Below are 25,911 nucleotides of genomic sequence, written 5' to 3'. Positions count from 1 at the left end.
CCTGTCTGGGCAATTCAACACTCCAGTTTTCAGGGAATCCATGCTGCTTACCACCAAGTTTCTCAGGCCAACGTCAGACTCGCGCGCGGTCAAGCGTGACCGGTTGAGCGCCCTGCTTGAGCCCCAAAGCCCCAAACGGCTGAATCTGGTGATTGCGCCGGCCGGCTTTGGAAAGACTACACTGGTGGCCCAGTGGTGCTCGCGGGTTTCCTCACCTACCGCCTGGCTTTCCCTGGATGAACACGATAATGAACCCCGGCGATTCTGGCAGTACGTCATCGGCGCCTTCGAACAGGCCGGGCTGACCGATGCGGCCGAGTTGCGTAAACAACTGGCCCACCAATCCGATGAAACCTTTACCGAGGCCATTACCGGCCTGATCAATCTCCTGGCTCAGGACGGCAGTGCGTGGGCCCTGGTCCTGGACGACTTCCACTTTATTGGAAACCCGGCCATCCACAGGCAGTTCGGCTATTTCATCGACTATTTGCCGCCGGAAATCCTGATTACCCTGGCGTCCCGAACGGAGCCACCATTGCCACTGGCACGCTGGCGCGTTCGCCGCTGGATCCAGGACATACACCCTGGCCTGTTGGCCTTTTCTGAAGACGAATGCCGGCAGTTTTTCCGCGACACCATGGGGCTTGATATCAGTGACGAGGATGTCCATGCCATTGTCCGCAAAACCGAAGGCTGGGTGGCCGCCATGCAGCTATCCGCGCTTTCTTCGACATTTTCCGGGAAGGACGCAGCCAAATCCGGAAATCAGTTAAATCTGGATGAGCGCTATATAAGCGATTATGTCCTGAGCGAAGTGCTGGAACAGCAACCCCGGGATATTGCGGATTTCCTGCTTGAAACCGCCTGCTGTCCTCGGCTCTGTGCGTCCCTTTGTGACTCAATTCGTGAGTCGGACGACAGCCAGGAGATGCTCGAAAAGCTCCTGAGCCAGAACCTGTTCCTGATTCCGCTGGATACCCGGAACGAGTGGTTTCGCTACCACGATCTGTTTCGGGATGCGCTGTTGCTCAGGATCAGTCACACAGAACCGGAGAAGGCAGCGCGCCTCTGGCAAGGCACTGTGGAATGGTTATTGGCCCACGGTCATGTTCAGGAGGCCATTGCCCAGATTGTCCGTCAGGAGGACTGGCCTTGGCTCGCCCGTGTGCTGGCGGAACACGGCAACAATCTGATCCATGGTGGCTATCACCTGCCCGTGCTGGACTGGCTCGAGGCCCTGCCACAGGATCTGGTAACCGATCATCCGCAACTCCAGATGCTACGGATCTGGGGGTTATTTTTTGCCAATCGGGTGGACGCGCTGGAACCACTGCTATCAGCACTCGAGGATCTGCTGGACCGGCAGGTGGCTGATTCACATCCGGATGCCGAAGGGGCTCTGGGGTTGCAAAGCGAGATCTCGCTGATGCGCTCGTATTTAGCCCGAACCCGGAGTGACGACAAAAGCGCCGCCGACCTCACCCGACAGGTGCTCAGGGAGATAGACCACACCCGCATCCCGTTAAAATCCGTGACCTATTACGGGCTGGGTCTTGATTACTACGGTAAGGGTGAACTTACCGAGGCCGAGGACGCGCTCCAGTCGGCCGTTCGTTACGGACAGGTAGAGCATAAACCCAGCACCGTGTTATCCAGTGGCGGCCTGTTGGCGTGGATACAATACAATCGGGGTGATATCGATCTGGCGCTGGAAACCTGCACCGACATCCGGCAATGGGTAGACCGACACTACTCAGACCCCAGCCAACCAAGGCTCATCTCCTGCTGGCAGAACAGCACCCTGTGTGAAATCCACCGGGAGCGAAATCACCCCCAGCTCGCCGCCACGCACCTCCAGCCTCTTCTTGAGCATGTTGAACGGGGCACGGAGCCGGGGCAGCACGTGATCATTCAGTACGTTCGCGGTCACCTTGCCTTCAGCGAGGGCAGGCTTCAGGACGCGATTGAGGCCCTGGAAGACGCTTCCCAGACAGGCCGGAAGCGCCGCGAGCAGATTGTTTTCGAGCCGCCTGCCAGCACCGCCCTTCTTGCCCGGTGCTATCTTGCCGCCGGTCACCCGGAAAAAGCCCGTGCCAGCCTGGACTCCCGAGCCGATGCCGAGTTCACCAACCCGCTTCATCTTGAGCAGAGCCGAATCAGCGAAGCCCGTGTGCTGGTGGCACTGAATCAACCAGAGCGTGCCCAGGAAATACTCAGCGCCTTACTGAATCCGGCTGAACGCAATGCCCACAACCGTCACCTGGTGGAGATACTGTTGGTCTACGGCGAGGCCCTGGCACAGCAGGAGCGGAAAGACGAATCGGAACAGATGCTGACCCGTGCAGTAAACCTGGCTTCCGAGGCCGGGTTCATGCGGCTGTTTGCCGAAGAGAGTCCGGAGCTTCGTAACCTGCTTCTGTATTTGCCCGCGCTGAATGCCCCTGGCAGCTGGAACGCCAGCGTCAGAAAAATGCTTGTTGATCAGAGAGAATCGGGGCAGATACACCCCAAAAGTAGCCCAAGCTCAGGGTACAGTGAGCCTGATCGTCCGGCACTTAATCCGGAAGCATTACCGGAACCACTCAGCCAGCGAGAGCTGGAAGTGCTGGAGTTGATTCACGAGGGGCATGCCAATAAGGAAATTGCCTTTAAAATGAAGGTCGCGCCGGCTACCGTGAAAGCTCATATTCGCAACCTCTACGGCAAACTGGGCGTCGGCCGCAGAACCGAGGCACTGGCCCGGGCCCGGGATTTGGGGCTGCTGGAAGGCTGACATCCGGGCACGCACAAATGTGATGGGCGTCACATTTTGCTTCAACTATCTAAGCCCGCTACGCCCTTTGGACGATCCGTCTACGCCCTCTAATCCTCTATTATTATTCCAACGGTGAGGGAAACCTCACCAGGAATTCTGAAACTTCAGGCCTTCAGATTTCTTGTTCCGCGTTGTTTCGACGCCCGGGTTCGAAAGAACCCTTTTGATGAGAGCCAACCCTTACGGGCTGGCTCTTTTTTTATGACTGAATGGTTTGTCGATGAGATCTAGCGTTCGATAATTCGACGGAACGGCGGCAAGGCATCCAGCAGCAGCTGACCATACCGCCGGGCGATGATCCGACGATCCAGAATGGTCACCCTACCGGTATCCTGCTCGGTCCGAAGTAGCCGCCCCACCGCCTGAACCAGTTTGATCGAAGCATCCGGAACGGTGATTTCCATAAAGGGATTACCGCCCCGTTGGGTTACCCACTCGGCCAGGCTCGCCTCGATGGGGTCATCGGGGACTGAAAACGGTAGACGGGTAATCACAACGTGGTGCAGGTACTTGCCCGGCAAATCGATGCCCTCTGCAAAACTGGCAACGCCAAACAGAACACTGGGCCGTCCCTCATCCACCCTGCTGCAATGCTGGCGAAGCACCTCACCCTTGGCCATATCGTCCTGGGTGATGATCAGCTCCGGGTAATCAGGGGCAAGAGCGTCCCGAACCTGCTGCATCTGGCGCCGGGAAGTGAACAATACCAACGTCGCTTTCTCGCCGGCCCACAGGTCCGGCAGTCGTTTAACAAGCTCATCAGCAAAGCCGTCATCCGTGGGCATGGCGGACATCGCCGGCACCTCTACCGTCGCCATCTCGCCATAGCGAAAAGAACTGGGAACAACCAGGAAGCGACTACCCTGGGGCAACCCTGCCCGGGCGTTCAGGCGATCAAATCGTCCAAGTGCAGTCAGGGTGGCACTGGTGAGAACGGCCCCGTAGGCCCGGGACCAGAGCCTTGAGTACAACAGGTTGTCCGCCAATACCGGTGAACTGTAAAGGGTAATGTCTTCGGCGTGATCCCAGCGCTGGCGCACTGCCCAACGGGCTGGCGGCGGGCTTTTCTGCACTGGCGGTCTGGCTTCCTTCTCTTCACCCGCTTCAGAATCCGTTTCTGACTCGCTGGCGGGTTTTGCATTGCCCTGCTCGCACCAGGCGGTCCAGAGTCTCAACTGGTCCTCGGCCCTTGCGTGGAAAGAGCCAATCACTGGGTACCATGCTTCTGCGGTTTCCCGGTCAATCTCATGTTCCTTGCGCTCGTCGAATGCTCCCTGCAGTTCGTCTGCAAGAACGCCAAGCTGGCGGACCATATTGGCGGTGGCAATGCGGCTCTCGGCTGATAGCTCTGCCATGGCTTCCGGCAGTTCACCCTCCGGATAACGCCATTGGGCCGTCCGGCGCTCCTCGTTGAACTCCCACCCGGTATTCTGCTCGGCTTCCTCGTAAACCCGGTTCAGCACGAGATCCACTTCCCTTGAGGCAGAACTGATGCGATCCAGGGACTTGGCGGCCTGGGTGCCGGCTGCCAGATAAGGCTGCATTTTAACAAGCGCCTGGGAAAGCTGTTTCAGCCATTGCCGGGTGGCGTTAAGCGGGAGCGACGCCGCAAAGTGGTTCAGTGCTTTGTCCGGAAGATGATGAGCCTCATCAAAGATATACAGGGCATTCTCCGGCTCCGGCAGAATGGCCCCGCCGCCCAAGGCCAGATCGGCCAGCACCAGGTCGTGGTTGGCTACCACAATATCGGCATCATCAAGGTCTTTACGGGCATCGAAAAACGCGCAGCTGTCAAAGTAGCTGCAATGGCGGTTGGTGCACTGGCGGTGGTCCGTAGTTACCTGTCGCCAGACCTCGTCGGGGATCTGCTCCGGCCAATGGTCCCGGTCACCGTCCCACTCCCGTGATCCATAACTTGCCAGCATCTCTTCAAAGAACGCCCGGGTACCAGGTTCTTCGTTTTTGGGGCCATCCAGCAGGAACAGGGGCATGGTATCGCTGTCGGTATTACCCTCATCGTGCAAGCGTGCTTCCAGTCGAGACATGCACAGGTAGCGACCCCGGCCTTTGGCGAGCGTCCAGTTGAAATCCATCTTGCTGTGCTTCTTCAGGTCCGGGAGGTCCTTGAGCACAATCTGATCCTGTAGGGCGACGGTCGCGGTGGATATAACCAGGGTTTTGCCCAGGGCTTTAGCAACCGGAATGGCGGCGATCAGGTAAGCAAGGGTCTTGCCGGTACCTGTGCCCGCCTCCACAACACAGGCCGCAGCCGGAGAGGTTCTCTGGCCATCGTTCTCTGTGATATCGCCCATGTATTTGGCAATTTCGGCAATCATCAGACGCTGACCATAGCGCGCCCGAATGTCCTTGCCGGCAAGCACATCGCGATAGCCTTGCTGGATGGATTGCTTGATGTCGTCGGTGAGTGCCATCAGCGGGGGCTCACCCAGTCCCGCACCACACCAACCCGGAAGCGGCGGCCGTCACGGCTCAGAACCACACCCTCTTCGGTGATATCGTCCACCCGCAGGCCCTCAAAGGTATCGCCCACTGTCAAGTAGGTGTTGTTGATCATCACCCGGCTCGATGCAGGCGAGGAAGAGTAGATATGGCTGTTAAAGGTCAAATCGGGAACGCTCTTCTGGAATGAAAGCGGCAACTCTACCAGATGAGGCACTCGGCCCGCCTGCTCCTGTTCCACCATCGGCACCGCGGTTTCGGATATTGCGGATGATGGCACGATAACCGTCGCCCGCTCCCTGCTCTCCGCCACTGGAGGTTCCGACGGGATCGGCGACGGCGTTCCCTCAAAAGGATCGGGCTCCGGGATTGCCCCCGTCTCCGCGACGGGATCTTCTGATGTCGGTTCTGCCTCGGTCACGGTCGGTACCGGCACAGGTTCAGGGACCGTCGCTCTCTCCGGGGCTGCTGGAGCCTCTGATTGTGACTCAACAACCCAGGGCAACGGCGTTCCCGGCCAGAACACAAAGGCCAGGACTGCGGCGTTCAGCAACAGTGCCAGCGACACCCAGAGAGCTGGTGACACCCTCTTTTTCTTCGGCCGGTGAATCAACTGCACCTGTTGGCCGAGGTCCGGAACGCGCCCCTGCCGCCGCTCGGTTTCGGATTTTCGCAATGCGTCAAGAATGTAAGACATGACTACTCTCGACCTTCCGGCTTCAGGTGCTTCAGGCGAGGGATGGAGGCTTCCAGATCATTATTGATCTGGATGATGGTCATGGCGCCGGCAATGCCATCCACAGTGAGCCCGCGTAGTGCCTGATACCAGCGAACCTGCTCTTCCGCGTTCATACGTTTAACGCGGTCGCTCTCTGCACGGGATTTACTGTGCCGGTCTGCCAGATCCATCATTCGGGCGCCAATCCAGAGTTGTTCGCCACCACCATTGCTGTAAAAACCGTCCCCTGTAAGGTATTCCGGCAAGCGCCAAAATACCCGATATTCTCCGAACCAGTATCGCTCGATACTGGCAAAGGACACGGTCTGAATGCCAGACGGCATGGCAACCTCTGCCTTATTACCATTGAGGTGGCGGAGCACGACAAAACCCGTGTTGCCTGACTCATCCTGAAGCTGAAGCATTGCCGGACGATCAAGAAACTCTAGGCTCCGGCGGCTGCCCTGGCGATTAAGGCAACCCAGCCCATTTTCCCTGGCCCAGTCGCAGGCCACGGGCGCTTCCGTCGGCTGATAGTTCCGCCCCCAGATCCCGAAAAGCACCTGGAACGCCGAAACCGAATCCAGAAGTTGGTCCGGAACGGCCAGTTCATCGGGCCCCGACGGCTCTTCCGGCACGATTTCTGGCGCTTCCGCCACTTGCTCCCGTTCCTGTTCCTGCTCCTCCACCCGTTCAACCTCCCCTTTCAGAGGCTCGGCAGACGAGCGGTTCGCAGAAGCTGAACTGTCGGGGGGCCACCGCTCAAGCAGCCAGGCGGTTCCGATAATCGCCACCAGAATCGAAGCGGCAACAATCAGGTACTGGGACCTGTCCGGCGACCGGCCTGATCGTGAAGGCGCGGGCCCCATCGAATGTCCGCGCACTTCCTTTGCCGCGTGGCGGATATGATCAGCCGTGATTTCATGCTCGCCTTCCGCGTACGCTCCCAACAGGGCCCGGTCACTGATCAGGTTGATAAGGCGGGGAATGCCCTGGCTTTCACGGTAAAGACGGTTCACCGCCCGCTGCGAGAAAATATCGCCCCGCATGCCCGCCACGTTGAGCCGGTAACGCAGATAGGCCGGCAGCTCTTCCCGGCCGATGGCATCCAGGTGGTAGCGCGCGGTCACCCGCTGGTTCAGCTGGCGCAACTCCGGAAGTGCCAGCATTTCCTGCAGTTCGGGCTGCCCGAGCAGGACAATCTGAAGGAGCTTCTTCTCTGCCGTCTCCAGGTTGGTCAGAAGCCGCAGCTGTTCCAGTACCTCGGCCGAAAGGTTCTGGGCCTCATCGATCATCAGAACCTTGTGTCGCCCGGCCGCATGGGCCTTGAGCAAGTCCTGGTTAATCAGATCCACCAGTTCCTTGATGGTGGCACTGATCTCATGGGGTATTTCCAGCTCATCGCAGATGGAGGACAGCAATTCCCGCGCAGAGAGCCTTGGGTTGAGGATCAGCGCGATATCCACATTATCCGGAACGTTCTCGATAAAGCAGCGGGAAACCGTTGTTTTCCCGGTTCCCACTTCACCGGTGATCACGATGAAGCCGCCCTGCCCCTGAACCCCATACATCAGGTGCGCCAGCGCCTCCTTGTGGCGATCGCTCAGATACAGGTAACGAGGGTCTGGAGCAATGGAAAACGGCGGTTCGCGAAAGCCGAAAAAGTCGTAATACATATCAGGACGTACCGGAGTCCGCGTTACTGATCAGCCTGAGCTCGGCGGTGCGCCGGTTCTGTTGCTTGAGCCGTCGGACACACCGCTCCAGGGTTTTCGAGATACGGGCATGGGAACGGATCATGGAGATCTTCGGCCAGGTGGCCCGTTCGCCGGCCAGAATCATCTGCCGCACGTAGGCCGGATCGGGATTTGCCAGCATCCTGCTGTAATCCTTGAACGAATATGAGGGCGCAATGGTAACGTCTCCCGAATAGCGCTGGGCCATAATGGTGTACAACTGACCGGACATCTGCCGAAGAAGTTCCGGCCTGAGGCGTTTACGCAGGTAGTCGAACACCCCCTGGCCATGAAACTGGATTTCGGATTGCAGTAAATGCATGGGCAGGTTGCCAAGGGACAACTTTTCATCCCGCCCCCGCTGGCTCAGGAACGGCACCACGTGGGGATTGGTCTGGCTCACGATGGTGTAATTCACGTCGTACAGGTGCATCAAACGTTCAATGGGCAGGTCGCTGACAACCGAGCCATCCACAAACTTCAGGCGCGGCATATAGGGTAGCGTATTGCCCTGAATGTCCTTTTTCATCAGGGTAACCGGCGGGAAAATACCGGGAACCGCGGCGCTGGCCAACACCGCACTCCAGACCATCAGGTAAGGCGAGGTGTATCCGCACAGCAGGCGAGCCTTCTGGTGGGCCTGAACCGGTGAGACACTCACATTGATCGATCGGCCAGTACGCTGGTAAGCCTCTTCAAAGGTGTATTCACCGATATTGCCACGCAGGCAGTTGCGAAGCTCTTCCTGATCCATGAGCCCGTCTCCGCGCACCGCACTGAGCAGGCCCCGCCACTTCCAGGCTTTCAGATTATGGTTTTCCGGCACCAGCATCTCCGGAATTTCCGCATCCGTGTGCACACCAAGAATACCCGCGATAATGGCGCCGATACTTGAACCGGCGATGACCTGGGGCAGAAGCCCCTTTTCCCAGAGGGCCTTGATTACCCCGAAGTGGAACACACCCAGGGTCGCACCGCCACTGAGCAAAAGCGCCGGGCGGCCAAAGCTGGTAAGGGTATCCCGGAAGAACTGAAGTTTGTCGGCAACGGGAAAACCGGGCACCGGTTGATCACAGAGATAATCCAGCGCTTCGCAAACCTGGGTGATGTATTCTTCGATCAGGTGTTTGGTGCCAACCCGTGACCGCGTGTAGAGCAACGGGTTGCCCATATTCCCCAGATCGTGGTGCAGTCCTTCCCGCAAGGCCCGTTTCAGGCGTTCCACATCATTCTGCTGGCGATACTGTTTGAGGTTGCTCAGGCGGTCGTAAATCAGTTCATAGTGGTAGAGATCAGAGGCGAAATCCTCTTTCCACTCGGCGTTCCCTTCCAGAAAGTCCAACTCCAGGGCCGCAGCCTTCCAGACTTCGTAGTTCGGCGCCTCGGCCAGCATTTTCCGGAATTTGGCTATTCTTGGATCCTTTAGCACCGCTGACCTCCTATCAATCCGGATGACGCTCAGAAATCATCGAGCATCAGATCCTCATCATCACCGCTGGCAAACGGATCGTTGACCACTTTCCCATCATTGATCAGGAATTCCCGACGCTGCAGGAAGGCGTTTCGGACAAATACATAGCTGTCGCCGGAGATAAAGCTTTCCGCGGGAATCAAATCCGCGCGCTTATCAACTACCTGCAGGGCCCGGGCATAATAAACTTCCGGACTGTCCACAGCATCCCAAGCTGATGGCAGCGCAAAGCCGTCAGTTGCAAACCCGGTAAAGTGCCTGGGCGTGGATGGTCCGAGAAACGGCAGCATGAGGTAGGGCCCGGATCCGGCACCCCAGTATCCAAGGGTCTGGCCAAAGTCCTCGGGCCGTTCCGGCAGATCAAAGGCAGTTGCCACATCAATCAGACCGCCCAGGCCGAAGGTGGTGTTGTAGGTAAAGCGGCCGACAGCCACCACCGCAGATTCCCCTTTCAACTGCAGCACACTGTTCGTGAAGTTCCTGAGCTCAGTCAGGTTATTGAAAAAGTTGGTAATACCTCGGTCAACAATCTGTGGGGTAAACGTCCTGTAGGCCTGCGCTACCGGCTTCAGGAACCACCGGTCGATGGTCTCGTTAAAGGTGTACACCTTGCGGTTCCAGTTTTCCCAGGGGTCTTTGGGATCAACCGGAACAGAGCCCTCGGGCGCGGGTTCCTGCATATTCTGGGCGACAGCGTGACCCGCCGGAAGGAATACAACCAGGGACACCAACATGGTAAGCGTAAACAGCCGGCGCCGGATAAAAATGTGTATCATCATCTGCTCTTGGGTTGTTTAATTCGTTTCAATTCGTCGAAAATACCGGCGCTACTTTTTTTATTATTTAACCATTGTTCCGGAGAAACCGATGTCAGTACCGGGAAATCTTGTAAACACGATTACCATGCCACTCCGCTGGGGAGACATGGACGCATACGGCCATGCCAATAATACAGTCTACTTCCGATTCTTTGAGGAAGCGCGCATTGTCTGGCTGGCCTCACTGGAGCTGGGCGGCCCCGAAGAGCCGACCGGCCCGGTTATTATAAAGACCAGTGCCACCTTTCTAAAGGAATTGAACCACCCGGCAACGGTTGAGGTGAAAACATACGCCGACAAGGCGGGTAACACCAGCCTCGACACCTATCATTTACTGACAGATGTCGACACCGGCGCTGTTTATGCGGAAGGCTATGCGAAAATCGTGTGGTTCGACCGGGAAACACGCTCCTCGGCCCCGCTGCCAGACACCCTGCGGGCGCTGGCAACGTCTTGAACCAGAAAACGTCTAGCGGCGGCGTACCACCACGCTGCCGATAGAATAACCTGCCCCGAACGAACAGATTACCCCCAGATCACCACTGACAAAGTCATCCTTGTTCTTGTGGAAGGCGATGATCGAACCGGCGGAGCTGGTGTTGGCGTACTCGTCCAGAATGACCGGCGCCTCTTCCTCAGTGGCATCGCGACCCAGCACCTTGCGGGCAATCAGCTGGTTCATATTCAGGTTAGCCTGGTGCAACCACATGCGACGAAGATCATCCGGCGCCAGAGACAGACTTTGCAGCTGGTTCTGAATGGTCTCCGCAACCAGGGGAGACACCTCCTTGAACACCTTGCGGCCCTGCTGCACGAAAAGCTTATCCGGTTTGCCGACACCGGAATCGTCGGCGCGGTTCAGAAACCCGAAATTGTTCCGGATATTGTTCGAAAACTTGGTTTTCAGGCTGGTACCGAGAATCTCGAATCCCTGCCCCTCACGGGTATCTTCTTCGCGCTCAACCAGAATGGCTGTGCAGGCGTCACCAAAGATGAAGTGACTGTCCCGGTCCCGGAAATTCAGATGGCCGGAACAGATTTCCGGGCTGACCACCAGAACAGAACGGGCAGTGCCATTCTCGACGGAATTGACGGCCGCCTGAAGGCCGAACGTAGCGGAGCTGCACGCCACGTTCATATCGTAGGCAAAGCCGTCGATACCCAGGGCTTCCTGAACCTCAATAGAGACGGCGGGATAGGCACGCTGAAGGTTGGAACAGGCAACGATCACGGCATCGACATCCTGTGCCGACTTACCCGCCTGCTCGAGGGCCTCACGGCAAGCAGTCACAGCCATTTCGCATTGCACCGAGGGCTCCTCGTTGCTGCGATCGGGAATATAGGGCTTCATGCGTTTTGGATCGAGAATGCCGTCCTTGTTGATAACATGGCGGCGCTTGATGCCGGAGGCTTTCTCGATAAACGAGGAGGACGATGGCTGCAGCGGCGTCACATCGCCACTGGCGATGCCATCTGCGTTCTCTGCGTTGAACAGTTCAACGTACTGGTTGAAGGCTTCGACCAGTTCGTCATTATCAATGGTTGCTGGCGGTGTGTAGAGACCGGTCCCGCTAATAACGGCTTTAATCACGCTAACCCCACGTCATGATTGTGAAAACGGGATGACTGGCGTCCCGTCTGATTCGTTCATTGACCTACTGCCAGAAATACTAACACAGTATCGGGGTTTTGCCCGTCGGCTATCAGTCAGCGGCACCGGTTTGGTGCAGCCCGCCTTCCTCAAACTCTGGTTTTTTCCCACTGCCGGTCCAGGCGTTTCACCGATACGGTCATCACCGTGCCCAATTGCTGGGCAAAGAAAGACACCCGGAACTCCTCGAGCATCCAACGGTAAAACACCAATTCAGGATCCCGGATCCCCTGCCGTTGTTGTTCATCCCGCTTCACCGCGTAGCGGGACCAGAGCGGCTCAATGGCGTGAAGAAACTCCCGCTCCCGGCCCATTTCCCGAGGCATCTTTTCAAGACGAATCAGCGCCGCCTCAAAATAACGCCGGAACTCCGCTAGCCACTCAGGCGGTGTTTCCACCAGAAATCCGGGATAGACCAGGTTCTGTAGCTGAAATTTAAGATCGGCCATGCTGTTGGCGAGGGCCAGATTGATTTTGCCTTTCAACTGCTTCGCCACTTTCTGATAACCGGACATCGCCTGATACAACCGCTCGTCTGCCTGCTCCAGAGCCGGGATGAAGTCACCCCGGTGAGCGTCAAACATACGGTCGAAGTCCTCTGCTGTTCTCCGAACACCCTCCGGGAGAAAGTGCTGCATGGCCGTTGCCAGCAACAGATCATCCAGCAAGACTTTCGACTGGCCTACAGGAGCAAACATCAAAGCAGACTGCTTGAAACGCGGAAGTTTCCGCTCCAGGTCATCGAGCGTCCTGCCGAACCGGTTCAGAATCAGGCGGGCGATTGCCTTCCGGGTGGTATCTTCAGCAGTCAGCCGGTCCAGACAGCGTATCTGGCGCACTTGCTTGCCCAGATCCTCCAGCGCGGGATAGACGGTCACCTGCATGCCGCCCTTTTCCGTCTGGACCTGTTCGGGCAATGCTCCGAACCGCCATTCGGTGTACTCGCCGCTCGGCTCCGCCGCCGAGTCATCTTTTGTCGCCGACTCAAGCGCCTGCTCGGCCTGACCCTCAAGTTGATGCTGCAAGTCAGACGTGTCGCGACTCTCGGCGATGGTGCGCCCCCCGTCGCCCATGACCCGCAGGTTCATCCGCAGGTGCTTTGGCAACTCCGATTCCGACCAGGCCTCTGGATCAATCTGTACGCCAGTCATGCGGCGCAACTGCTCGCCCAGTTGAAGCGTTAGCGGTTCGTTGGAAGGCTGCAGGTTCTCAAGGGCCGCGTCCACAAAATCAGGCACAGGCACGAAATTACGCCGCAACGCCTTGGGCAGGGACTTTACCAGGGCAATGCATTTCTCTCTCAACAACCCCGGCACCAGCCATTCCAGACGACGGGACGGGATCTGTTTGAGGGCCATCAGAGGGACCTGCAGCGTGACGCCATCTTTTTCACTGGTGGGCTCAAACTCGTAACTCAGCGGGTAACGAACGCCCTGCCACTCCAGATAATCGGGATACAGATTCGCGGCCTGGGCATCCACTGGCCGCTGAAGAATATCGGCTTCGGTGAGCTCCAGCTCTTTCAGTTGCTCCGCTGAAAGCCCCTTCCACCAGGTCTCGAAATGCCGGCCACTGATGATGTCCGAAGGCAGGCGCTCATCGTAGAAGGCCACCAGCACTTCATCGTCAACGAGCAGGTCACGCCGCCGGGTCTTTTTCTCAAGATTCTCAACCGTGTCCAGCATCTCCCAGTTACGGGCGATAAACGGCGCCTTTGACCGGTAGTCGCCCTCCACCAGCGCTCGCCGGATAAACAGATTTCGGCATTCCGCCGGATCCACTTTGGCGTAAGGAATGCGGCGCTTGGCGACAATATCCAGGCCGTAAAGGGTGACCTTTTCGTAGCCCATCACCTGGGCCCGCTTCTGCTCCCAGTGAGGTTCAAAATAATGGTGTTTGACGATATGGCCGGCCAGGGGCTCGATCCATTCCGGTTGAATGGCGGCCACCACCCGGGCAAATACCCGACTGGTCTCCACAATTTCGGTGGCAACAATCCACTTCGGACCGGTCTTCGATACCTTGGAGCCGGGAAAGATCAGCACTTTCCGGTTACGCGTTGCCAGATATTCCTTCTTCTCCACTTTCACCGCGACCTGACCCAGAAGACCGGCCAGGATCGCCTTATGCAGGGCCTCGTAACTGGCGGCATCCTTATTGACCGCCAGCTTCTGCTCACGACAGATCAGCGTCAGCTGGCGATGGATATCCCGCCATTCCCGCATTCGCATCCAACTGAGGAAACTCTTCTGGCAAACCTTTTTGAGCTGATTCTGGGACAATTCCTGGCGTTGTTCTTCATAAAAGTTCCAGACGTTCAGCAGGGTTACAAAATCCGATTCCTTGTCATTGAACGGCGCGTGGGCCTGATCCGCCGCCTGCTGTTTGTCCTGGGGTCGCTCCCGGGGGTCCTGAATACTCAGCCCGGCAATGATCACCAGTGTTTCCGCCAGACTGCCAAGTTCGGCCGCGGTGACCAGCATCCTGGCCAGGCGCGGATCCAGGGGCAGCCTCGACATGGTTCGACCAAGCCGGGTAACGCGGCGCTTGTCATCCACCGCCCCCAATTCTTCAAGGAGCTTATAGCCGTCGTTGACCTGACGCTTATCCGGCGCCTCCAGGAACGGAAACTGCCGAATTTCCCCAAGCCCCGACGTTGCCATCTGCAGAATGACCGACGCCAGGTTGGTGCGCAGTATTTCCGGATCGGTGTATTCCGGCCGATTGATGAAATCCGTCTCATCGTACAGCCGGAAACAGATACCCGGGGCCACCCGGCCACAACGTCCTGCCCGCTGGTTGGCGCTGGCCTGGGAAATCGGTTCCACCGGTAAGCGCTGGATCTTCGAGCGCACACTGTAGCGGCTGATCCGGGCAACGCCCGTATCGATCACGTAACGGATGCCCGGCACCGTCAAAGAGGTCTCCGCCACGTTCGTGGAAAGCACTATCCGACGCCCCTTGTGGGACTGGAACACTCGGTTCTGCTCGGCATTGCTCAATCGGGAATAGAGCGGTAGCACTTCGGTGTGCCGCAGGTCCACATGGCGCAGAACCTTGCTGAGACTGCGGATCTCACGCTCTCCGGGCAGAAACACCAGCACATCCCCCGGTGGTTGCTTTTCGCTGCGTTCGTGCTGCTCGATCTCATCGAGGGCGCCCAGAACGCCGTCCGTCCAGCCCTGGTCCCGATCGTCTTCATCCCCGATCAGCGGCCGGTAACGCACATCCACCGGATAGGTGCGGCCACTCACCTCAATCACCGGCGCCTTGTCGAAGAATTCGCTGAATCGTTCAACCTCAATGGTGGCCGAGGTAATGATGACTTTCAGATCCGGGCGTTTGGGCAGGAGCTGCCGGAGATAGCCGAGCAGGAAATCGATGTTGAGACTGCGCTCGTGGGCTTCGTCGATGATGATCGTATCGTAGCGATCCAGAAACCGGTCGTGCTGAACCTCGGCCAGCAGGATACCGTCGGTCATCACCTTCACCCGGGACTGCTCGGAGGTGTTGTCGGTAAAACGGACCTGATAGCCGATCTGCTGGCCGGTCTGCTCCCCGATTTCCTCGGCAATGCGGGCGGCCACGCTGCGGGCAGCAATCCGCCGGGGCTGGGTGTGACCAATCAGGCCCCGAATACCCCGGCCACTGTTCATGCAGATCTTCGGGATCTGGGTGGTTTTACCGGAACCGGTTTCCCCGGCAATGATCACCACCTGATGGTTTTCGATTGCCTCACGGATATCGTCAACCCGTTCGGAAACCGGCAAGCCCTCCGGAAAGCTGGCCGGCTTGTGCAGGGCGTGGCGCTGCTGAACTCTTTCCAGCCCACGTTCCAGCCACCTGGCCATTTTCTCCAGGTCTTTCTGGCCCGGCTTTCCCTTGGTACGGGCAACCGTTTTCACTATGCGGGCAGCTTCCTGCTGATTGCAGGCATCCAGCTGCTCCATCATCGCTTTGACGGACGCTTCGCCATCGGGTTTGGGTGTCGGTGTGCTCGGAGTTTCGGAACGGGTGTCTGTCATTGAATTGCCGGAATAGCGCTCACTCGGATTCGATTGGGCGACAGTCTATCGGGAAAGTCGGTTTCTTAAAAACGGAAAAACCCCGCCGAAGCAGGGTTTTCCTTGATCAACTGCCAGACAGGCTTATTTGTTGTTCGCCTCGTCCCGCAGTTCACGGCGGAGAATCTTGCCCACGTTGGTCTTGGGCAGTTCATCCCGGAACTCAAACTGCTTGGGTACCTTGTAGGCGGTCAGCCGCTCGCGACAGAATTCCTTGAGCTCGTTCTCAGTCACGCCTTCAGCTGTCGGCACCAGGTAAACCTTCACCGCTTCGCCGCTCTTGGCATCGGGTACGCCAACGGCGGCACACTCAACCACCTTCGGATGGCTGCTGACCACATCTTCAATCTCGTTCGGGAATACGTTGAAGCCCGAAACAATGATCATGTCTTTCTTCCGATCGACAATGCGGATGTAGCCGTCTTCCTGGATCAGGGCGATATCACCGGTACGCAGGTAGCCGTCCTCGGTGAAAGATTTCTGGGTATCTTCCGGACGCTGCCAGTAACCGCGCATAACCTGCGGGCCTTTCACGCACAGCTCGCCGGGCTCGCCGAGAGGCGTCTCGTTGCCTTCTTCGTCCAGAGTTTTAACCACTGTCGACGGAATAGGAAGGCCGATGGTACCGATCTGAATAGCGCTGTGCGGATTAAAGGTGACCACCGGTGAGGTTTCGGTCATCCCGAAGCCTTCGCAAATCTCACAACCGGTGACCCGCTCCCACATTTTGGCGGTGTCGCTGGTCAGCGCCATACCGCCGGACGAGGTCAGCTTCAGACTGCTGAAGTCCAGATCCTGGAATTCTTCGTTGTTGCAAAGCGCAACAAACAGGGTGTTCAGGCCGAGGAAGGCGGTGAACTTGTGGTTCTTCAGTTCTTTCACAAAACCCGGGATATCCCGCGGATTCGGAATCAATACGTTGTGGGCACCGGCCTCAAGCATGATGCCGCAGTTCAGGGTAAAGGAATAAATGTGGTACAGCGGCAGGGGCGCAATCACCACTTCCTGACCCTCAACCACCATGTCTTCCATCATCGGGCGGGTCTGCAGCAGGTTGGCCACCAGGTTACCGTGGGTCAGCATTGCGCCTTTCGCCACACCGGTGGTGCCACCGGTGTACTGAAGCACGGCGATGTCGTCCTGCTTGCACTCTACGGGGGTGAATTTCTCACGGGCGCCGGCACTAAGGACCGCCGGAAGCTTGTGCGCCTGGGGAATATTGAACGGCGGCACCATCTTCTTGACGTGCTTGACTACGGCATTCATCAGAGTGCGCTTGATCGGCGAGTGCATGTCCGCGATTTCGGTAACAATCACGTGCTCGATGCCAGTATGTGGCAGTACTTTTTCGGCGTTTTCGGCCATGTTGGCCAGAACCACCAGCGCCTTGGCACCGGAATCGTTGAACTGGTGTTCCATCTCCCGCGTGGTATACAGCGGGTTGGTATTCACCACAATCAGGCCAGCCCGCATAGCGCCAAACACAACAACCGGGTACTGACTGACGTTAGGCATTTGCACAGCGATACGGTCGCCAGGCTTAAGATCTGTCTTGTTCTGGAGCCAGGCCGCAAAGTTACGGCTCTGGGTGTCGAGGTCACGGTAAGTGAGAGTTGCGCCAACAGCAGTGAATGCGGGACGGTCGGCAAACTTTTTGACCGACTGCTCGAACACATCCACCATGCTTTTGTACTTGTTCAGGTCCACCTCGCGGGGCACGCCGGCGGGGTATTTATCCTGATAGAACTGCTCAAAATCCATCACCATCTCCTGTTTGGCGCTTTTGATTGTAATGATTTACCGATGTCAGGTTGTTCAAAAAATCAACCCTACAAAAGTATCAGCCTCAAAAAAGTGGGGAGAGAATAGCAGTTTTGTAACCGATGAGGTAGTTTTCGAGACTCTTACCCGAACACCTGTACTCAAATGACAAATGTGCGGAGCACGCGATGAGCGATACCCTTGATACCCTGGAAAATATTACCTACGACGAGCTGAACGAGGGTGACACCGCCACCTTTACGCGCACCCTCACCGACGACGAACTGGTGCTGTTTGCAGCGGTCTCCGGTGATGTAAACCCGGTACACCTGGACTCCGAATTTGCAGCCGGCTCCATGTTCAAGGAGCGGATTGCCCATGGTATGTGGAGCGGCTCCCTGATCTCGGCGGCGCTGGCAACGGTCATGCCTGGCCCTGGCACCATCTACCTGGATCAGACCCTCTCCTTCAAGCGCCCGGTGAAACTGGACGACACACTCACCGTGAAGCTGAAAGTCCTGCGCAAGGAACCGAAAGGCCGGGTCGTGGTCGAGTGCGACGTGCGTAATCAGAACGATCAGAAAGTGGTCATTGGGGAAGCGAAGGTCATCGCGCCATCGGAGAAAGTGTCCCTGCACAAACCCCGGCTGCCGAAAATCACCATCGAAAACTAGGCTCTCCGAATCGGGCAGTCCCTCACTGGCTGCCCGATTGCCTTATCAGCCGGGCAGGAAGTCAATCGGAAATCTGACCTTCCGGACCTCAACATTGTCAGCCCCGAAATTGAACAGCCGCACCCGCATGGCAATCCGCTGTTCCAGCGTAGGGTGCTCGAGCTCTGAGCTGACCACCTCACAGGCGGACACCGAGCCATTCGGTTCGATTACCAGCTCCAACAACACCTTGCCCTCGAGGGTCGGATCCTGCCGCAGCTCCCGCCGGTACATGGAATAAAGAGCCGTTTTCTGGGCATCGAATACTTGCCGGATATTACTCATTGCCCGCTCGCCAACCGATGGCTCGGCCTTTGCCGGCCTGGCGGCCACTTTTCGGGATTCTTCCTCGGGAGCATCAACCGTTTTGACCTCATGCTCAGCCACAGCAACAGTGGTTTCCGGCGCCGGAGCGTCCTCAACACCACCGCTTCCGCTGAGGACCTGCTTAGAATCCTCGGGCGATTTTGTTACTTCGGGTGCCTCCGGCTGTGTATTGACCGCAAACTCGCGGGTTGGTGTGGGTTCAGGCGACCTGAGTGAGGCTAGCTTGTCTCTCATAGCCAGCAGCCCGGAACGGGACGCTTTCTCCCTGGCTTGCTCGGTGGTCTGCTTGGGCTTCGGCTCCGATATGGCCTTGGGTTCGGATTCTGGTTTCGGGGCAGGCTCAGGGTCGGGTTCAACCCTGGCAACTTTCGGTTCCGGCTGCTTTGGTTGTTCTTCCTTCGCTTCCTTCACTTCCGGTTCTTGCTCGGGCTCAGGTTCTGGCTCGGGCTGAACTGGCTCCGGTGGCACAATCGGTTTCGGCTTCTCTACCAGGCGCGCCAGCCGGGGAGGAACCTTCTCGGCCTCGCTGCGCTCAACCTCCGGCACCTCCAACATTGGGATCAGGAACGCCGGTGGCAAAAACAGCGCGAGCATCAACAATACAATACCCGTAAATCTTCGACTCTCGCCGAGATCACGACTCCATGGCAGCCCCGAACGCGCTGTTGGGGAATATCCGTTATCAGCCATTGCGGACCTCCCCTTCCACAGCAAGGCGCACCTGTCGATATTGTTCATCAACGCAGGTCTGCATAACCTTGCGAAGCAGGCGGTAATCGGTATCCCGGCCCGCCATAATGGTTACCTCAAGCCCCTCCTCGGGAATTTCAGACCAGCGGTTGCGCCGCCAGGAAAGTTCTTCCGAGAGACCGGCGATATAGGTGTCACTGGTCTCGATGCCATCCAGTCTTGCCACTTCGCTGCCCTGGACCAAAATGGCATTGCCCGTTACCTGAACGGTCAGGCTCTCAACAGCCTCCTGTTGAGCCGTGGACTTCGGCAAAGGCACGTCTGAGGTGTTCTGCATCACTTTCACATCCGACGAATTCACCATCAGGAAAAAGACCAGGATGGTGAAGATGTCCATCAGCGACACCAGGTTCAGGCCCCCGGGCTTGTGCATCCGGCCGTAATGCCGACGAATTCTTTTCGCCTTTCGGGACGTTCTCATGCGCCCTCCCCTGATTCGGCACTGGCGTTTGCGGCAAGCTGTCTGTCCTCAGGCGCATCCATCAGCGAAACATCGGGAAATAGCTCCCCCTCAACCACGCTGGCCGCAACTACCGCCGGATAAGAGCGGACGGTATCCATGGCCGTAACCAGCGTCTGGTAATCGATGTCCGGTCCGACTTCCAACACCACGTCGGTTTTATCCGGCACACGGGTTTTTATCTGCCGCAGTACCTGACGAAGGTTCGCGAAATCCTGCCCTTCCTGGCCCACGGGCAGCACCCGGATCTGACCTCGATCACTGTCGGCGATCTCGATACCTTGCGGAATCAAAGTAACCACAAGCCGGAATTCCTCAGGCTCCGGCGCCTGCCCGGCCTCCATACCCGGAAAGTTCAGCTCGATCATCCGGACCTGGCTGAACACCATGCCAAGCAGCAGGACGGGTACCAGCACAATCATGAGATTGAGAAAGGCGGTGATATCCAGCTCAGGCGAAGCGTTTAACCTGCGGTGACGGCGTCTCATGGTTCAGAAACAATGTTCAGCAACTTCACCCCGGCCATTTCGAAACTGTCGACAATCTCGTTGGTGCGGGTCTGCAGTACCGCATGGAACATAAGCAACGGGATCGCCGACATCAGGCCAAAGGCCGTCGTGTTCATGGCCACAGAAATACTTTCTGACAGCAGGGTTGCCTTCTGGGAGGGATCTGCCGCCGCCACAGCGGTAAACGCCGCAATAAGACCAATAATTGTTCCCAAAAGGCCCAGCAGCGTGGCGATATTGGCCAGCGTCGCCAGGTACTGGGTGCGTTTCTCCAGGCGCGGCAGCACTTCCATCAGGCCTTCTTCCATGGCGTACTCGATGTCCTCTCGCCGGCTGTTGCTGAGCAACCGGCCAATACCGGCCCCCATGATCGAGGCAATAGCGCTGTCGGAGTTGGTGGCAGCTTTCATGGCCCGCTGATAATCCCGTTTTCTCAGCAGCGGCAGGATGCCTCGCTCAAAGGCAACCCGGTTACGCCGCCGCACCGCCGAGAGATAGAAGAACCGCTCAAGAGTAATGGCCAACCCCAACGCAAGTACGATGGCAATGGGGTACATGAAGGGCCCGCCTTCCTGGAAAAAACGTACGATGGTGTCCAGCATGCTTGTTCTCCCGTTATTACTGCGCAGTCACTGCTGAGTCTCTGAGGGGACTCAGGATCAGAGGGTTGAGGTTTTCGCGAAACAGACGGTGCCGCTCCAGGGCGACCGGATCAGCCGGACGGACCAGTTCCGGCGCCTCGTCATTCAGATCTGCCCTTGGTCGTCTTGGCAGGCTCGGCGCCTGCCAGGGCAATATGTAAAGTACCCGGGGCTCGTCTTCGCCAAGACTTGCAGACAGGCCCTCAACACTGAGCCTGACAGTGTCATCCTGATCCGCCTTCGCCTGGTTGAGGAACAGCACCTGAAGGCCGGCCAACAGCAGCGCAGTAAAGAGGTTTTTAGAGGTTTTCCGGCTACCAACCATTTATTCCAGCCTCCTTTCCAGGTCCGCAATCCACCCGGCCACCTCCTGGTCGTCTGCTTTCGTCAGTTCCCGGTACCGGTTGTAGTGCGTGAGGGCTGTTTTCAGATCCAGCAGATAGAGTTCGGCAATCACCGCCAGATTGAAATGCAGCTCCGCCACATCCGGCGAATGGGCAATGCCTGTTTCCAGCAATTTGACGGCTTCGGCGAACCGGTACTGATCCTTCAGGACCAGCGCCAGATTGTTCACGGTCACCGCATTGGTGGGGTCCAATTCCACGGCTTTCTGCCAGGCGTCCACGGCCGCACCTTTGCGACCTTCCTCGAAGGCCTTGCGCCCTTTCTTTTCAAAGCTTGCCGCCATTTCCGGATCGGCTTTGACGGGCTCCTCTGGCTGCCGGACTTCCTGACCGGCACAACCGGCGAGAAACACCAGCAGCAGGAATGCCCAACGCAGCCCTGCCTTACGCAACGGATTACACCCCATCGTTAGACTCCATGTTCCAGCTGAGCCACTTGACACTCCGCTCGTAACGTCCCGGGTGAAGTTCCGCAAGAACGCCAAGGCTGCGACCTATCCAGGCGTCATAGCCCTCTGATGTAATCCGGCGGTGGTTTTCAGTGTGCAGTTGAATGGCCTTCTCTTCGAAGGGATACGCCTCTTCTTCAAGCAGTATCTGGTACTGCATGGCCTCAAGCTCATTCAGGTCCGAAGGTACTGCGGATGTCATCAGGTCTTTGGCCAGGCCCCGGTAGAGCTCTGCGCGGCGGAACAACGACTCAGACAGAACGCGCTCCCCGCCGAGAGCTTCGGCATCCAGGAATCGCTGTCGAGCAGTTTCCAATGCCTTCTGCTTGCGCGCGAGAGAGTGCTCCAGAGGCTGACTCAGGCTGATGCTGGTAAACGCGGCAGCCGCACGGGCGCCAAGCACCAGAGAAGACCGGGATGCCCACCCAAGGGTGTCGGCACTGTGCCAGGCGCTGTCCAGCTCTGACTGGACCAGTGCTTCCCGCCAGTAATCCGGATCGTCACCGGTTTCCACCAGGCGATAACGAAAGGTCTGGAGCCGCTCATGTTCCGATCCGTCGCCAGCCTTCGGACCGGTCGCAAGGTAGTCCCGGTACAGGGCATTCCGTTCCGCTACATTTCCGGCTTCATTCAGCAATTCCGCGGCCCGCAGCCGCAATTGCCAGGGGTTGGCATGATTTTCAGCGGCCTGCAGCAATTCGGATGCTGCCTGGGTTGGTTTATCGGACTGAATCCAGGCGTGTACCAGCTTTTCACTGATACCCGCAGCCAGCTCATGTTGCGGGTGGTCGTTACGGAACTCCTGCAGGTCGACAACAGCGGCTGTCCAGTCTGATGCCTTGAGCAAGGTATTCGCGGCGTCGTAACGGGCCCGGATGGCTATTTCCGAGCCGGGCAACACTGAATCAACCCGCCGGAAATGACCCACAGCCTCTCCGAGCCGGCCCTGGGAAGCAGCCACTTCCCCCTGGCGATAAACAGCCGTCGCCAGTTGCCTGCGAATGGCCGCCAACTGGTCGCCGGTCACATCCTTGAGCTGATCGCTCTCGGCAAGATCCAGCGCCTGATTCCAGGCCCGTTCCGCCAGTCCATAGTCGCCCTCTTTCTGGCGGATCCGGGCCGTCACCTGCCAGGTCGCGTATCGCTCTGCCGGCGATGCCCCTAGGGCGGTAAGAACCAGCGAAGCATAGTGTAATCCCCGCTCATGGTTGCCGGCAGCAAGCCAGCGGGCAGCCAGATCCGCCATCAGGCCGGAACCCCGGTTATCACCCGCGAATCGCTCGTTAAAACGATTGGCTTCGTCTGAAAGATCCTCCAGACCGGGTCTGAATGCGGCAGCCTCGTACTGCTGGTCGACGCCGTCTCTCAACAGGGTGACGGCGGCCCAGGCAGCATCAGCCGCCTCACTGTAACCGGGTGCTTCGTAGGCAGCCTTGCGAAAGTTATCCAGCGCTCTCGGAAAATGCCCCGCCTGCAGTCGGGCATCCCCGGCAAGTCGCAAGACCTCGCCGCTCTGGCCCACCCGGGGCGCCAGTCCTTCATAGTAAGTGGCGGCCTGTGCAAAGGCAGACTCAGAGTTTGCGACCTGCCACTGTTCCGCCGAGCGGGCACCCAAATCATAGTGATAGTCCGCCAGCCGTCTGCTGTAGCTCCGCCACTTGTCCTGCTGGCCCCCTTTCAGCTCGGCGAAGGCGGAATTCACGCTATAGCTCTCCACGAATCGGGCCCGGGCCATGCGAACCTGCTCAGGGTCACCCGCCGCTTGCCAGACATCCACCACCTGCAACCGGAAGGCGGGAACGGAATGGTGATTGGGGGAATACTCGATGAACGCCCGGTTAGCGGCAACACTGGCGCTGGTCTCTCCCTGGATGGCGTAGTAGTCCGCGAGCCGGTCGAACAACAGGTGTTCCCAGGGGCGCGGCTGTGCCTTATCCAGCCACGCAATGAGGGTGTCCGGCCCACCCTTTCGGGCCGCCATCAAGGCAAGAACCCGAAAGGTGTCGTCTATGGTATCAACACTGGATTCACTGACCGACTCAAGGCTTTGTTCCTGCGGCAGAAACTCGTCCAGAACCTCGACAAAGGTGGCTGCAGCCCGGTTCCATGCAGACGGCCCCTGTTTGAACTGGCTCCAGCCAAGCATGTATCTGGCTTTGGTGCTGAACTCTTCGCTGTCGTCGGATTCAATCAATTGCCGGTAGCCGCTTTCTGCCTCAGCGTAATGGCCAGCAGCAAAGGCGGATTCCGCCAATCGGAACCGGGCCTCCGGTACCAGAGGCGAATCAGGGTACAACCCGACCAGTTGTTTCAACCTCTGGATAGACGCATCCTGCTGTCCTGTCAGGGCATGGGCCTTGGCCATCTGGTAAAGCAGTTCATCCAGCCGCCCACCATAGGAGCCGCGCGCCAGAATGGACTCGTAGCTGCTGATCGCTTCACTGTAGACCCTTTCCTCTTCAGCCGGAGAGAACCCTATATCTTCACCTGAACGGTCCCGGATATTGCTCAGGCGGTTTAGGGCATCAATCCGGACCTCTGGTTCGTCCGAGGTCCGGAACAGGCGATGGTAACGGCGGGCAACTTCCGAAGGCGAGATCGCCGGCATCGGCCGGCTTTCAAAGGTCAGGAACACCGGACGCATATCCCCGATGGTCTCGCCGTCCCGGCCCAGTTCCACACGAAAAGATTCCTGGGCCACAGCCGGCGCTGCCAGCAGTAAGGAAAGGCAGAGGCTCTGAAACGGCCGGATCATAGTTGGGTCTCCTCCAGGTTCTGAAGGGCGAGATATTCATAAAGGTGAGCAATCTGCTGTTCGGTTTTGTCCAGAGCGAAGGCCATCTGCTGGTCCCTGGCTTCGACATAGTCGAGAGCCAGTTCGTCCAACGCCGTTTCAGATGTTTCAAGCAACTGACGAACAGACAACAACAGCATTTCGTTGCGCTCTGTCAGCGCAGCGGCAGAGCGACGTAACCGTTCCAGGATTTCCGGTTGCCCCGATGCCTTGCTCCTGACCTGGCTCAACCGGCTCTGGGCGTCCGACAGGGTTTTCCGGAGAGCCTCGATGCGGGCTTGCTGGCCAGGACCTGCGTCATCCGAAAGGCGCTGCAATCGTGTACCAAGCTCTTCCCCCTGAACGGAAAGATCGGTGGTGCTTTGCCTGGTATCCTCCTGATGAATGCCGACCAGCTGTTCTGTCAGAGCTTCCTGAAACACGTCCAGATCGTGACCGTAGCGTTCAAGTTTTGCCGACATTGAGCGCAGCGCTGCGACCCTCCCCGCCGCTTTCTGGACACTTGCGTCTTCCATGAAACCCAGAAGGTAGGCCATCCGCGGCTGGGTCAGTGTGCGGCTGTCGGCCAGAAACCAGTCGACCCCGGTTTCCCGGGCATCTTCCACCAGGGTTTTATAGGCACCCTGTTCCCGAATCTTTCCCGCCAGTTTGCGAAGGGTCACGCGTTCACTCTCGAACGCAGCGTTAGCGGCAAGGTAGGCTTCTCCGGCCTGACCGAGATAGCCGGAAAGATCGTAGCCACGCCCCATGCCAATCCAGGCATCGGCAACCCCGGGGTATGCCAACGGATATTTCCTGGCCCGATGCCAGCTCTGCATGGCGGCCCGGTGATTGCCCTTTTCTGCCAGGGCCAGGCCATGGAGGTAAAGGGCACGCGGCGTGTTGAAACTATCGAGATCGACCTTCTCGAGAAAGCTGATCGCTTTATCGAACTCGCCGTGCTGGTAAGCAAGGTAGCCCGCGCGGACCAGCAGATTATTCTTCAGATGTTGGCTACGCCCGGAATCGGCGTCACCGTCGGACATGGCTAACGCCACCCGCAGCGCAACCAGCGCCCTGGCCGGGTTAAGATCGGTTTTCGCGTAATCGCTGGCAAGATTGAGGTAACCCAGAGCTGCCCAGTAGCCTTCTTTCATACCGGCCAGGATTCGCCCGGCCTCATCAGTGCGGTCCGCGGTTCGTGCCGTCTCAGCATCATCATAGAGTGCTTGCTGTCGCCCATCCCCAAGATCCACGCCGACTTCTCCGGATTGCCGGAATTGCTTGAGACCAGAAAGGACGTCGTCTGGCATTGCCGGGGTGGCCGCCACGGAAAAACCGGAAACAGTGAGAGGCAACACAAACAGCAGGACCCGGAACATCATGGCGCC

The 25,911-nt window shown here is 58.0% G+C and carries 19 protein-coding genes; 3 read left to right on the top strand and 16 right to left on the bottom strand.

The genetic code is table 11. The annotated features are described in order from the left end of the window. Nucleotides 1–40 precede the first annotated feature (40 nt). On the top strand, nucleotides 41–2,773 hold the full coding sequence (locus KEHDKFFH_RS08665) for a winged helix-turn-helix domain-containing protein (protein WP_104321562.1): 2,733 nt from the start codon (nucleotides 41–43) through the stop codon (nucleotides 2,771–2,773). 269 nt (nucleotides 2,774–3,042) lie between these two features. Here KEHDKFFH_RS08665 and dinG read toward each other — a convergent pair whose 3' ends face one another. The 5 genes from dinG to KEHDKFFH_RS08640 are packed head-to-tail and all read right to left on the bottom strand — an operon-like array spanning nucleotide 3,043 to nucleotide 9,976. Then, nucleotides 3,043–5,247 (bottom strand): ATP-dependent DNA helicase DinG, encoded by a 2,205-nt coding sequence (gene dinG / locus KEHDKFFH_RS08660; RefSeq protein ID WP_104321541.1) that lies wholly within the window; start codon nucleotides 5,245–5,247, stop codon nucleotides 3,043–3,045. Beyond that, a complete protein-coding gene (locus KEHDKFFH_RS08655; RefSeq protein WP_104321540.1) occupies nucleotides 5,247–5,972 on the bottom strand; it encodes a general secretion pathway protein GspB in 726 nt (241 codons plus the stop codon). The genes dinG and KEHDKFFH_RS08655 overlap by 1 nt, the downstream gene beginning before the upstream one ends. Nucleotides 5,973–5,974: 2 nt before the next feature. Continuing rightward, nucleotides 5,975–7,669: an ExeA family protein gene (locus KEHDKFFH_RS08650; protein ID WP_104321539.1), complete on the bottom strand. Its 1,695-nt coding sequence runs from the start codon at nucleotides 7,667–7,669 to the stop codon at nucleotides 5,975–5,977. A 1-nt stretch (nucleotide 7,670) separates the two neighbouring features. Continuing rightward, the gene (locus KEHDKFFH_RS08645; RefSeq protein WP_104321538.1) at nucleotides 7,671–9,158 is read right to left on the bottom strand and encodes a DUF3336 domain-containing protein; all 1,488 of its coding nucleotides are present in this window, start codon (nucleotides 9,156–9,158) and stop codon (nucleotides 7,671–7,673) included. Between the two features lie 29 nt (nucleotides 9,159–9,187). Further along, a complete protein-coding gene (locus tag KEHDKFFH_RS08640; RefSeq protein ID WP_104321537.1) occupies nucleotides 9,188–9,976 on the bottom strand; it encodes an MlaA family lipoprotein in 789 nt (262 codons plus the stop codon). A gap of 91 nt (nucleotides 9,977–10,067) precedes the next feature. Between KEHDKFFH_RS08640 and KEHDKFFH_RS08635 the strand changes: the two genes are divergently transcribed. After that, nucleotides 10,068–10,475 (top strand): acyl-CoA thioesterase, encoded by a 408-nt coding sequence (locus tag KEHDKFFH_RS08635; RefSeq protein WP_104321536.1) that lies wholly within the window; start codon nucleotides 10,068–10,070, stop codon nucleotides 10,473–10,475. Nucleotides 10,476–10,487: 12 nt separating this feature from the next. On the opposite strand, the gene KEHDKFFH_RS08630 is transcribed toward KEHDKFFH_RS08635, so the two are convergent. From KEHDKFFH_RS08630 to KEHDKFFH_RS08620, 3 genes are all read right to left on the bottom strand, one after another. Next, nucleotides 10,488–11,609: a beta-ketoacyl-ACP synthase III gene (locus tag KEHDKFFH_RS08630; protein WP_104321535.1), complete on the bottom strand. Its 1,122-nt coding sequence runs from the start codon at nucleotides 11,607–11,609 to the stop codon at nucleotides 10,488–10,490. A gap of 149 nt (nucleotides 11,610–11,758) precedes the next feature. Beyond that, a complete protein-coding gene (gene hrpA, locus KEHDKFFH_RS08625) occupies nucleotides 11,759–15,694 on the bottom strand; it encodes an ATP-dependent RNA helicase HrpA (RefSeq protein ID WP_192875761.1) in 3,936 nt (1,311 codons plus the stop codon). A 123-nt stretch (nucleotides 15,695–15,817) separates the two neighbouring features. Beyond that, nucleotides 15,818–17,494, bottom strand: coding sequence for a long-chain fatty acid--CoA ligase (locus KEHDKFFH_RS08620; protein WP_104321534.1), 1,677 nt, complete (start codon nucleotides 17,492–17,494; stop codon nucleotides 15,818–15,820). A gap of 188 nt (nucleotides 17,495–17,682) precedes the next feature. On the opposite strand from KEHDKFFH_RS08620, the gene KEHDKFFH_RS08615 reads away from it, so the two are divergent. Beyond that, nucleotides 17,683–18,168 carry a MaoC/PaaZ C-terminal domain-containing protein gene (locus KEHDKFFH_RS08615; protein WP_104321533.1) on the top strand — a complete coding sequence of 162 codons (486 nt, stop codon included), beginning with the start codon at nucleotides 17,683–17,685 and terminating at the stop codon, nucleotides 18,166–18,168. 45 nt (nucleotides 18,169–18,213) lie between these two features. On the opposite strand, the gene KEHDKFFH_RS08610 is transcribed toward KEHDKFFH_RS08615, so the two are convergent. From KEHDKFFH_RS08610 to KEHDKFFH_RS08575, 8 genes are read right to left on the bottom strand one after another with little or no spacing between them, the layout of a single operon-like run. Next, nucleotides 18,214–19,224, bottom strand: coding sequence for an AgmX/PglI C-terminal domain-containing protein (locus tag KEHDKFFH_RS08610; protein ID WP_241956466.1), 1,011 nt, complete (start codon nucleotides 19,222–19,224; stop codon nucleotides 18,214–18,216). Continuing rightward, on the bottom strand, nucleotides 19,217–19,705 hold the full coding sequence (locus KEHDKFFH_RS08605; RefSeq protein ID WP_104321531.1) for an ExbD/TolR family protein: 489 nt from the start codon (nucleotides 19,703–19,705) through the stop codon (nucleotides 19,217–19,219). The genes KEHDKFFH_RS08610 and KEHDKFFH_RS08605 overlap by 8 nt, the downstream gene beginning before the upstream one ends. Continuing rightward, a complete protein-coding gene (locus KEHDKFFH_RS08600) occupies nucleotides 19,702–20,232 on the bottom strand; it encodes an ExbD/TolR family protein (protein ID WP_104321530.1) in 531 nt (176 codons plus the stop codon). Before KEHDKFFH_RS08600 ends, KEHDKFFH_RS08605 begins: the two co-directional genes overlap by 4 nt. Next, nucleotides 20,229–20,855 (bottom strand): MotA/TolQ/ExbB proton channel family protein, encoded by a 627-nt coding sequence (locus KEHDKFFH_RS08595; protein ID WP_053115389.1) that lies wholly within the window; start codon nucleotides 20,853–20,855, stop codon nucleotides 20,229–20,231. The genes KEHDKFFH_RS08600 and KEHDKFFH_RS08595 overlap by 4 nt, the downstream gene beginning before the upstream one ends. Before the next feature lie 16 nt (nucleotides 20,856–20,871). Next, nucleotides 20,872–21,219, bottom strand: coding sequence for a hypothetical protein (locus KEHDKFFH_RS08590; protein WP_104321529.1), 348 nt, complete (start codon nucleotides 21,217–21,219; stop codon nucleotides 20,872–20,874). After that, nucleotides 21,220–21,705 (bottom strand): tetratricopeptide repeat protein, encoded by a 486-nt coding sequence (locus tag KEHDKFFH_RS08585; RefSeq protein WP_104321528.1) that lies wholly within the window; start codon nucleotides 21,703–21,705, stop codon nucleotides 21,220–21,222. Further along, nucleotides 21,695–24,502, bottom strand: coding sequence for a tetratricopeptide repeat protein (locus tag KEHDKFFH_RS08580; RefSeq protein ID WP_104321527.1), 2,808 nt, complete (start codon nucleotides 24,500–24,502; stop codon nucleotides 21,695–21,697). Before KEHDKFFH_RS08580 ends, KEHDKFFH_RS08585 begins: the two co-directional genes overlap by 11 nt. Continuing rightward, nucleotides 24,499–25,905: a tetratricopeptide repeat protein gene (locus KEHDKFFH_RS08575; RefSeq protein WP_104321526.1), complete on the bottom strand. Its 1,407-nt coding sequence runs from the start codon at nucleotides 25,903–25,905 to the stop codon at nucleotides 24,499–24,501. The genes KEHDKFFH_RS08580 and KEHDKFFH_RS08575 overlap by 4 nt, the downstream gene beginning before the upstream one ends. Nucleotides 25,906–25,911 lie beyond the last annotated feature (6 nt).

The sequence above is a fragment of the Marinobacter maroccanus genome (assembly GCF_002933275.1).
GTDB classification, from domain to species: Bacteria; Pseudomonadota; Gammaproteobacteria; order Pseudomonadales; family Oleiphilaceae; genus Marinobacter; species Marinobacter maroccanus.
The sequence above is the reverse complement of the archived record's forward strand: the minus strand, read 5'-3'. Positions and strand labels throughout refer to the sequence as shown.

Bases quoted from the DNA above. Each gene is read 5' to 3' on its own strand.
- KEHDKFFH_RS08640 (WP_104321537.1), bottom strand. From the start codon at position 9,976: ATGATACACATTTTTATCCGGCGCCGGCTGTTTACGCTTACCATGTTG.
- KEHDKFFH_RS08575 (WP_104321526.1), bottom strand. From the start codon at position 25,905: ATGATGTTCCGGGTCCTGCTGTTTGTGTTGCCTCTCACTGTTTCCGGT.
- KEHDKFFH_RS08580 (WP_104321527.1), bottom strand. From the start codon at position 24,502: ATGATCCGGCCGTTTCAGAGCCTCTGCCTTTCCTTACTGCTGGCAGCG.
- KEHDKFFH_RS08665 (WP_104321562.1), top strand. From the start codon at position 41: ATGCTGCTTACCACCAAGTTTCTCAGGCCAACGTCAGACTCGCGCGCG.
- KEHDKFFH_RS08595 (WP_053115389.1), bottom strand. From the start codon at position 20,855: ATGCTGGACACCATCGTACGTTTTTTCCAGGAAGGCGGGCCCTTCATG.
- KEHDKFFH_RS08620 (WP_104321534.1), bottom strand. From the start codon at position 17,494: ATGGATTTTGAGCAGTTCTATCAGGATAAATACCCCGCCGGCGTGCCC.
- KEHDKFFH_RS08615 (WP_104321533.1), top strand. From the start codon at position 17,683: ATGAGCGATACCCTTGATACCCTGGAAAATATTACCTACGACGAGCTG.
- KEHDKFFH_RS08605 (WP_104321531.1), bottom strand. From the start codon at position 19,705: ATGAGAACGTCCCGAAAGGCGAAAAGAATTCGTCGGCATTACGGCCGG.
- hrpA (WP_192875761.1), bottom strand. From the start codon at position 15,694: ATGACAGACACCCGTTCCGAAACTCCGAGCACACCGACACCCAAACCC.
- KEHDKFFH_RS08600 (WP_104321530.1), bottom strand. From the start codon at position 20,232: ATGAGACGCCGTCACCGCAGGTTAAACGCTTCGCCTGAGCTGGATATC.
- KEHDKFFH_RS08590 (WP_104321529.1), bottom strand. From the start codon at position 21,219: ATGGTTGGTAGCCGGAAAACCTCTAAAAACCTCTTTACTGCGCTGCTG.
- KEHDKFFH_RS08610 (WP_241956466.1), bottom strand. From the start codon at position 19,224: ATGGCTGATAACGGATATTCCCCAACAGCGCGTTCGGGGCTGCCATGG.
- KEHDKFFH_RS08650 (WP_104321539.1), bottom strand. From the start codon at position 7,669: ATGTATTACGACTTTTTCGGCTTTCGCGAACCGCCGTTTTCCATTGCT.
- KEHDKFFH_RS08585 (WP_104321528.1), bottom strand. From the start codon at position 21,705: ATGGGGTGTAATCCGTTGCGTAAGGCAGGGCTGCGTTGGGCATTCCTG.
- dinG (WP_104321541.1), bottom strand. From the start codon at position 5,247: ATGGCACTCACCGACGACATCAAGCAATCCATCCAGCAAGGCTATCGC.
- KEHDKFFH_RS08635 (WP_104321536.1), top strand. From the start codon at position 10,068: ATGTCAGTACCGGGAAATCTTGTAAACACGATTACCATGCCACTCCGC.
- KEHDKFFH_RS08655 (WP_104321540.1), bottom strand. From the start codon at position 5,972: ATGTCTTACATTCTTGACGCATTGCGAAAATCCGAAACCGAGCGGCGG.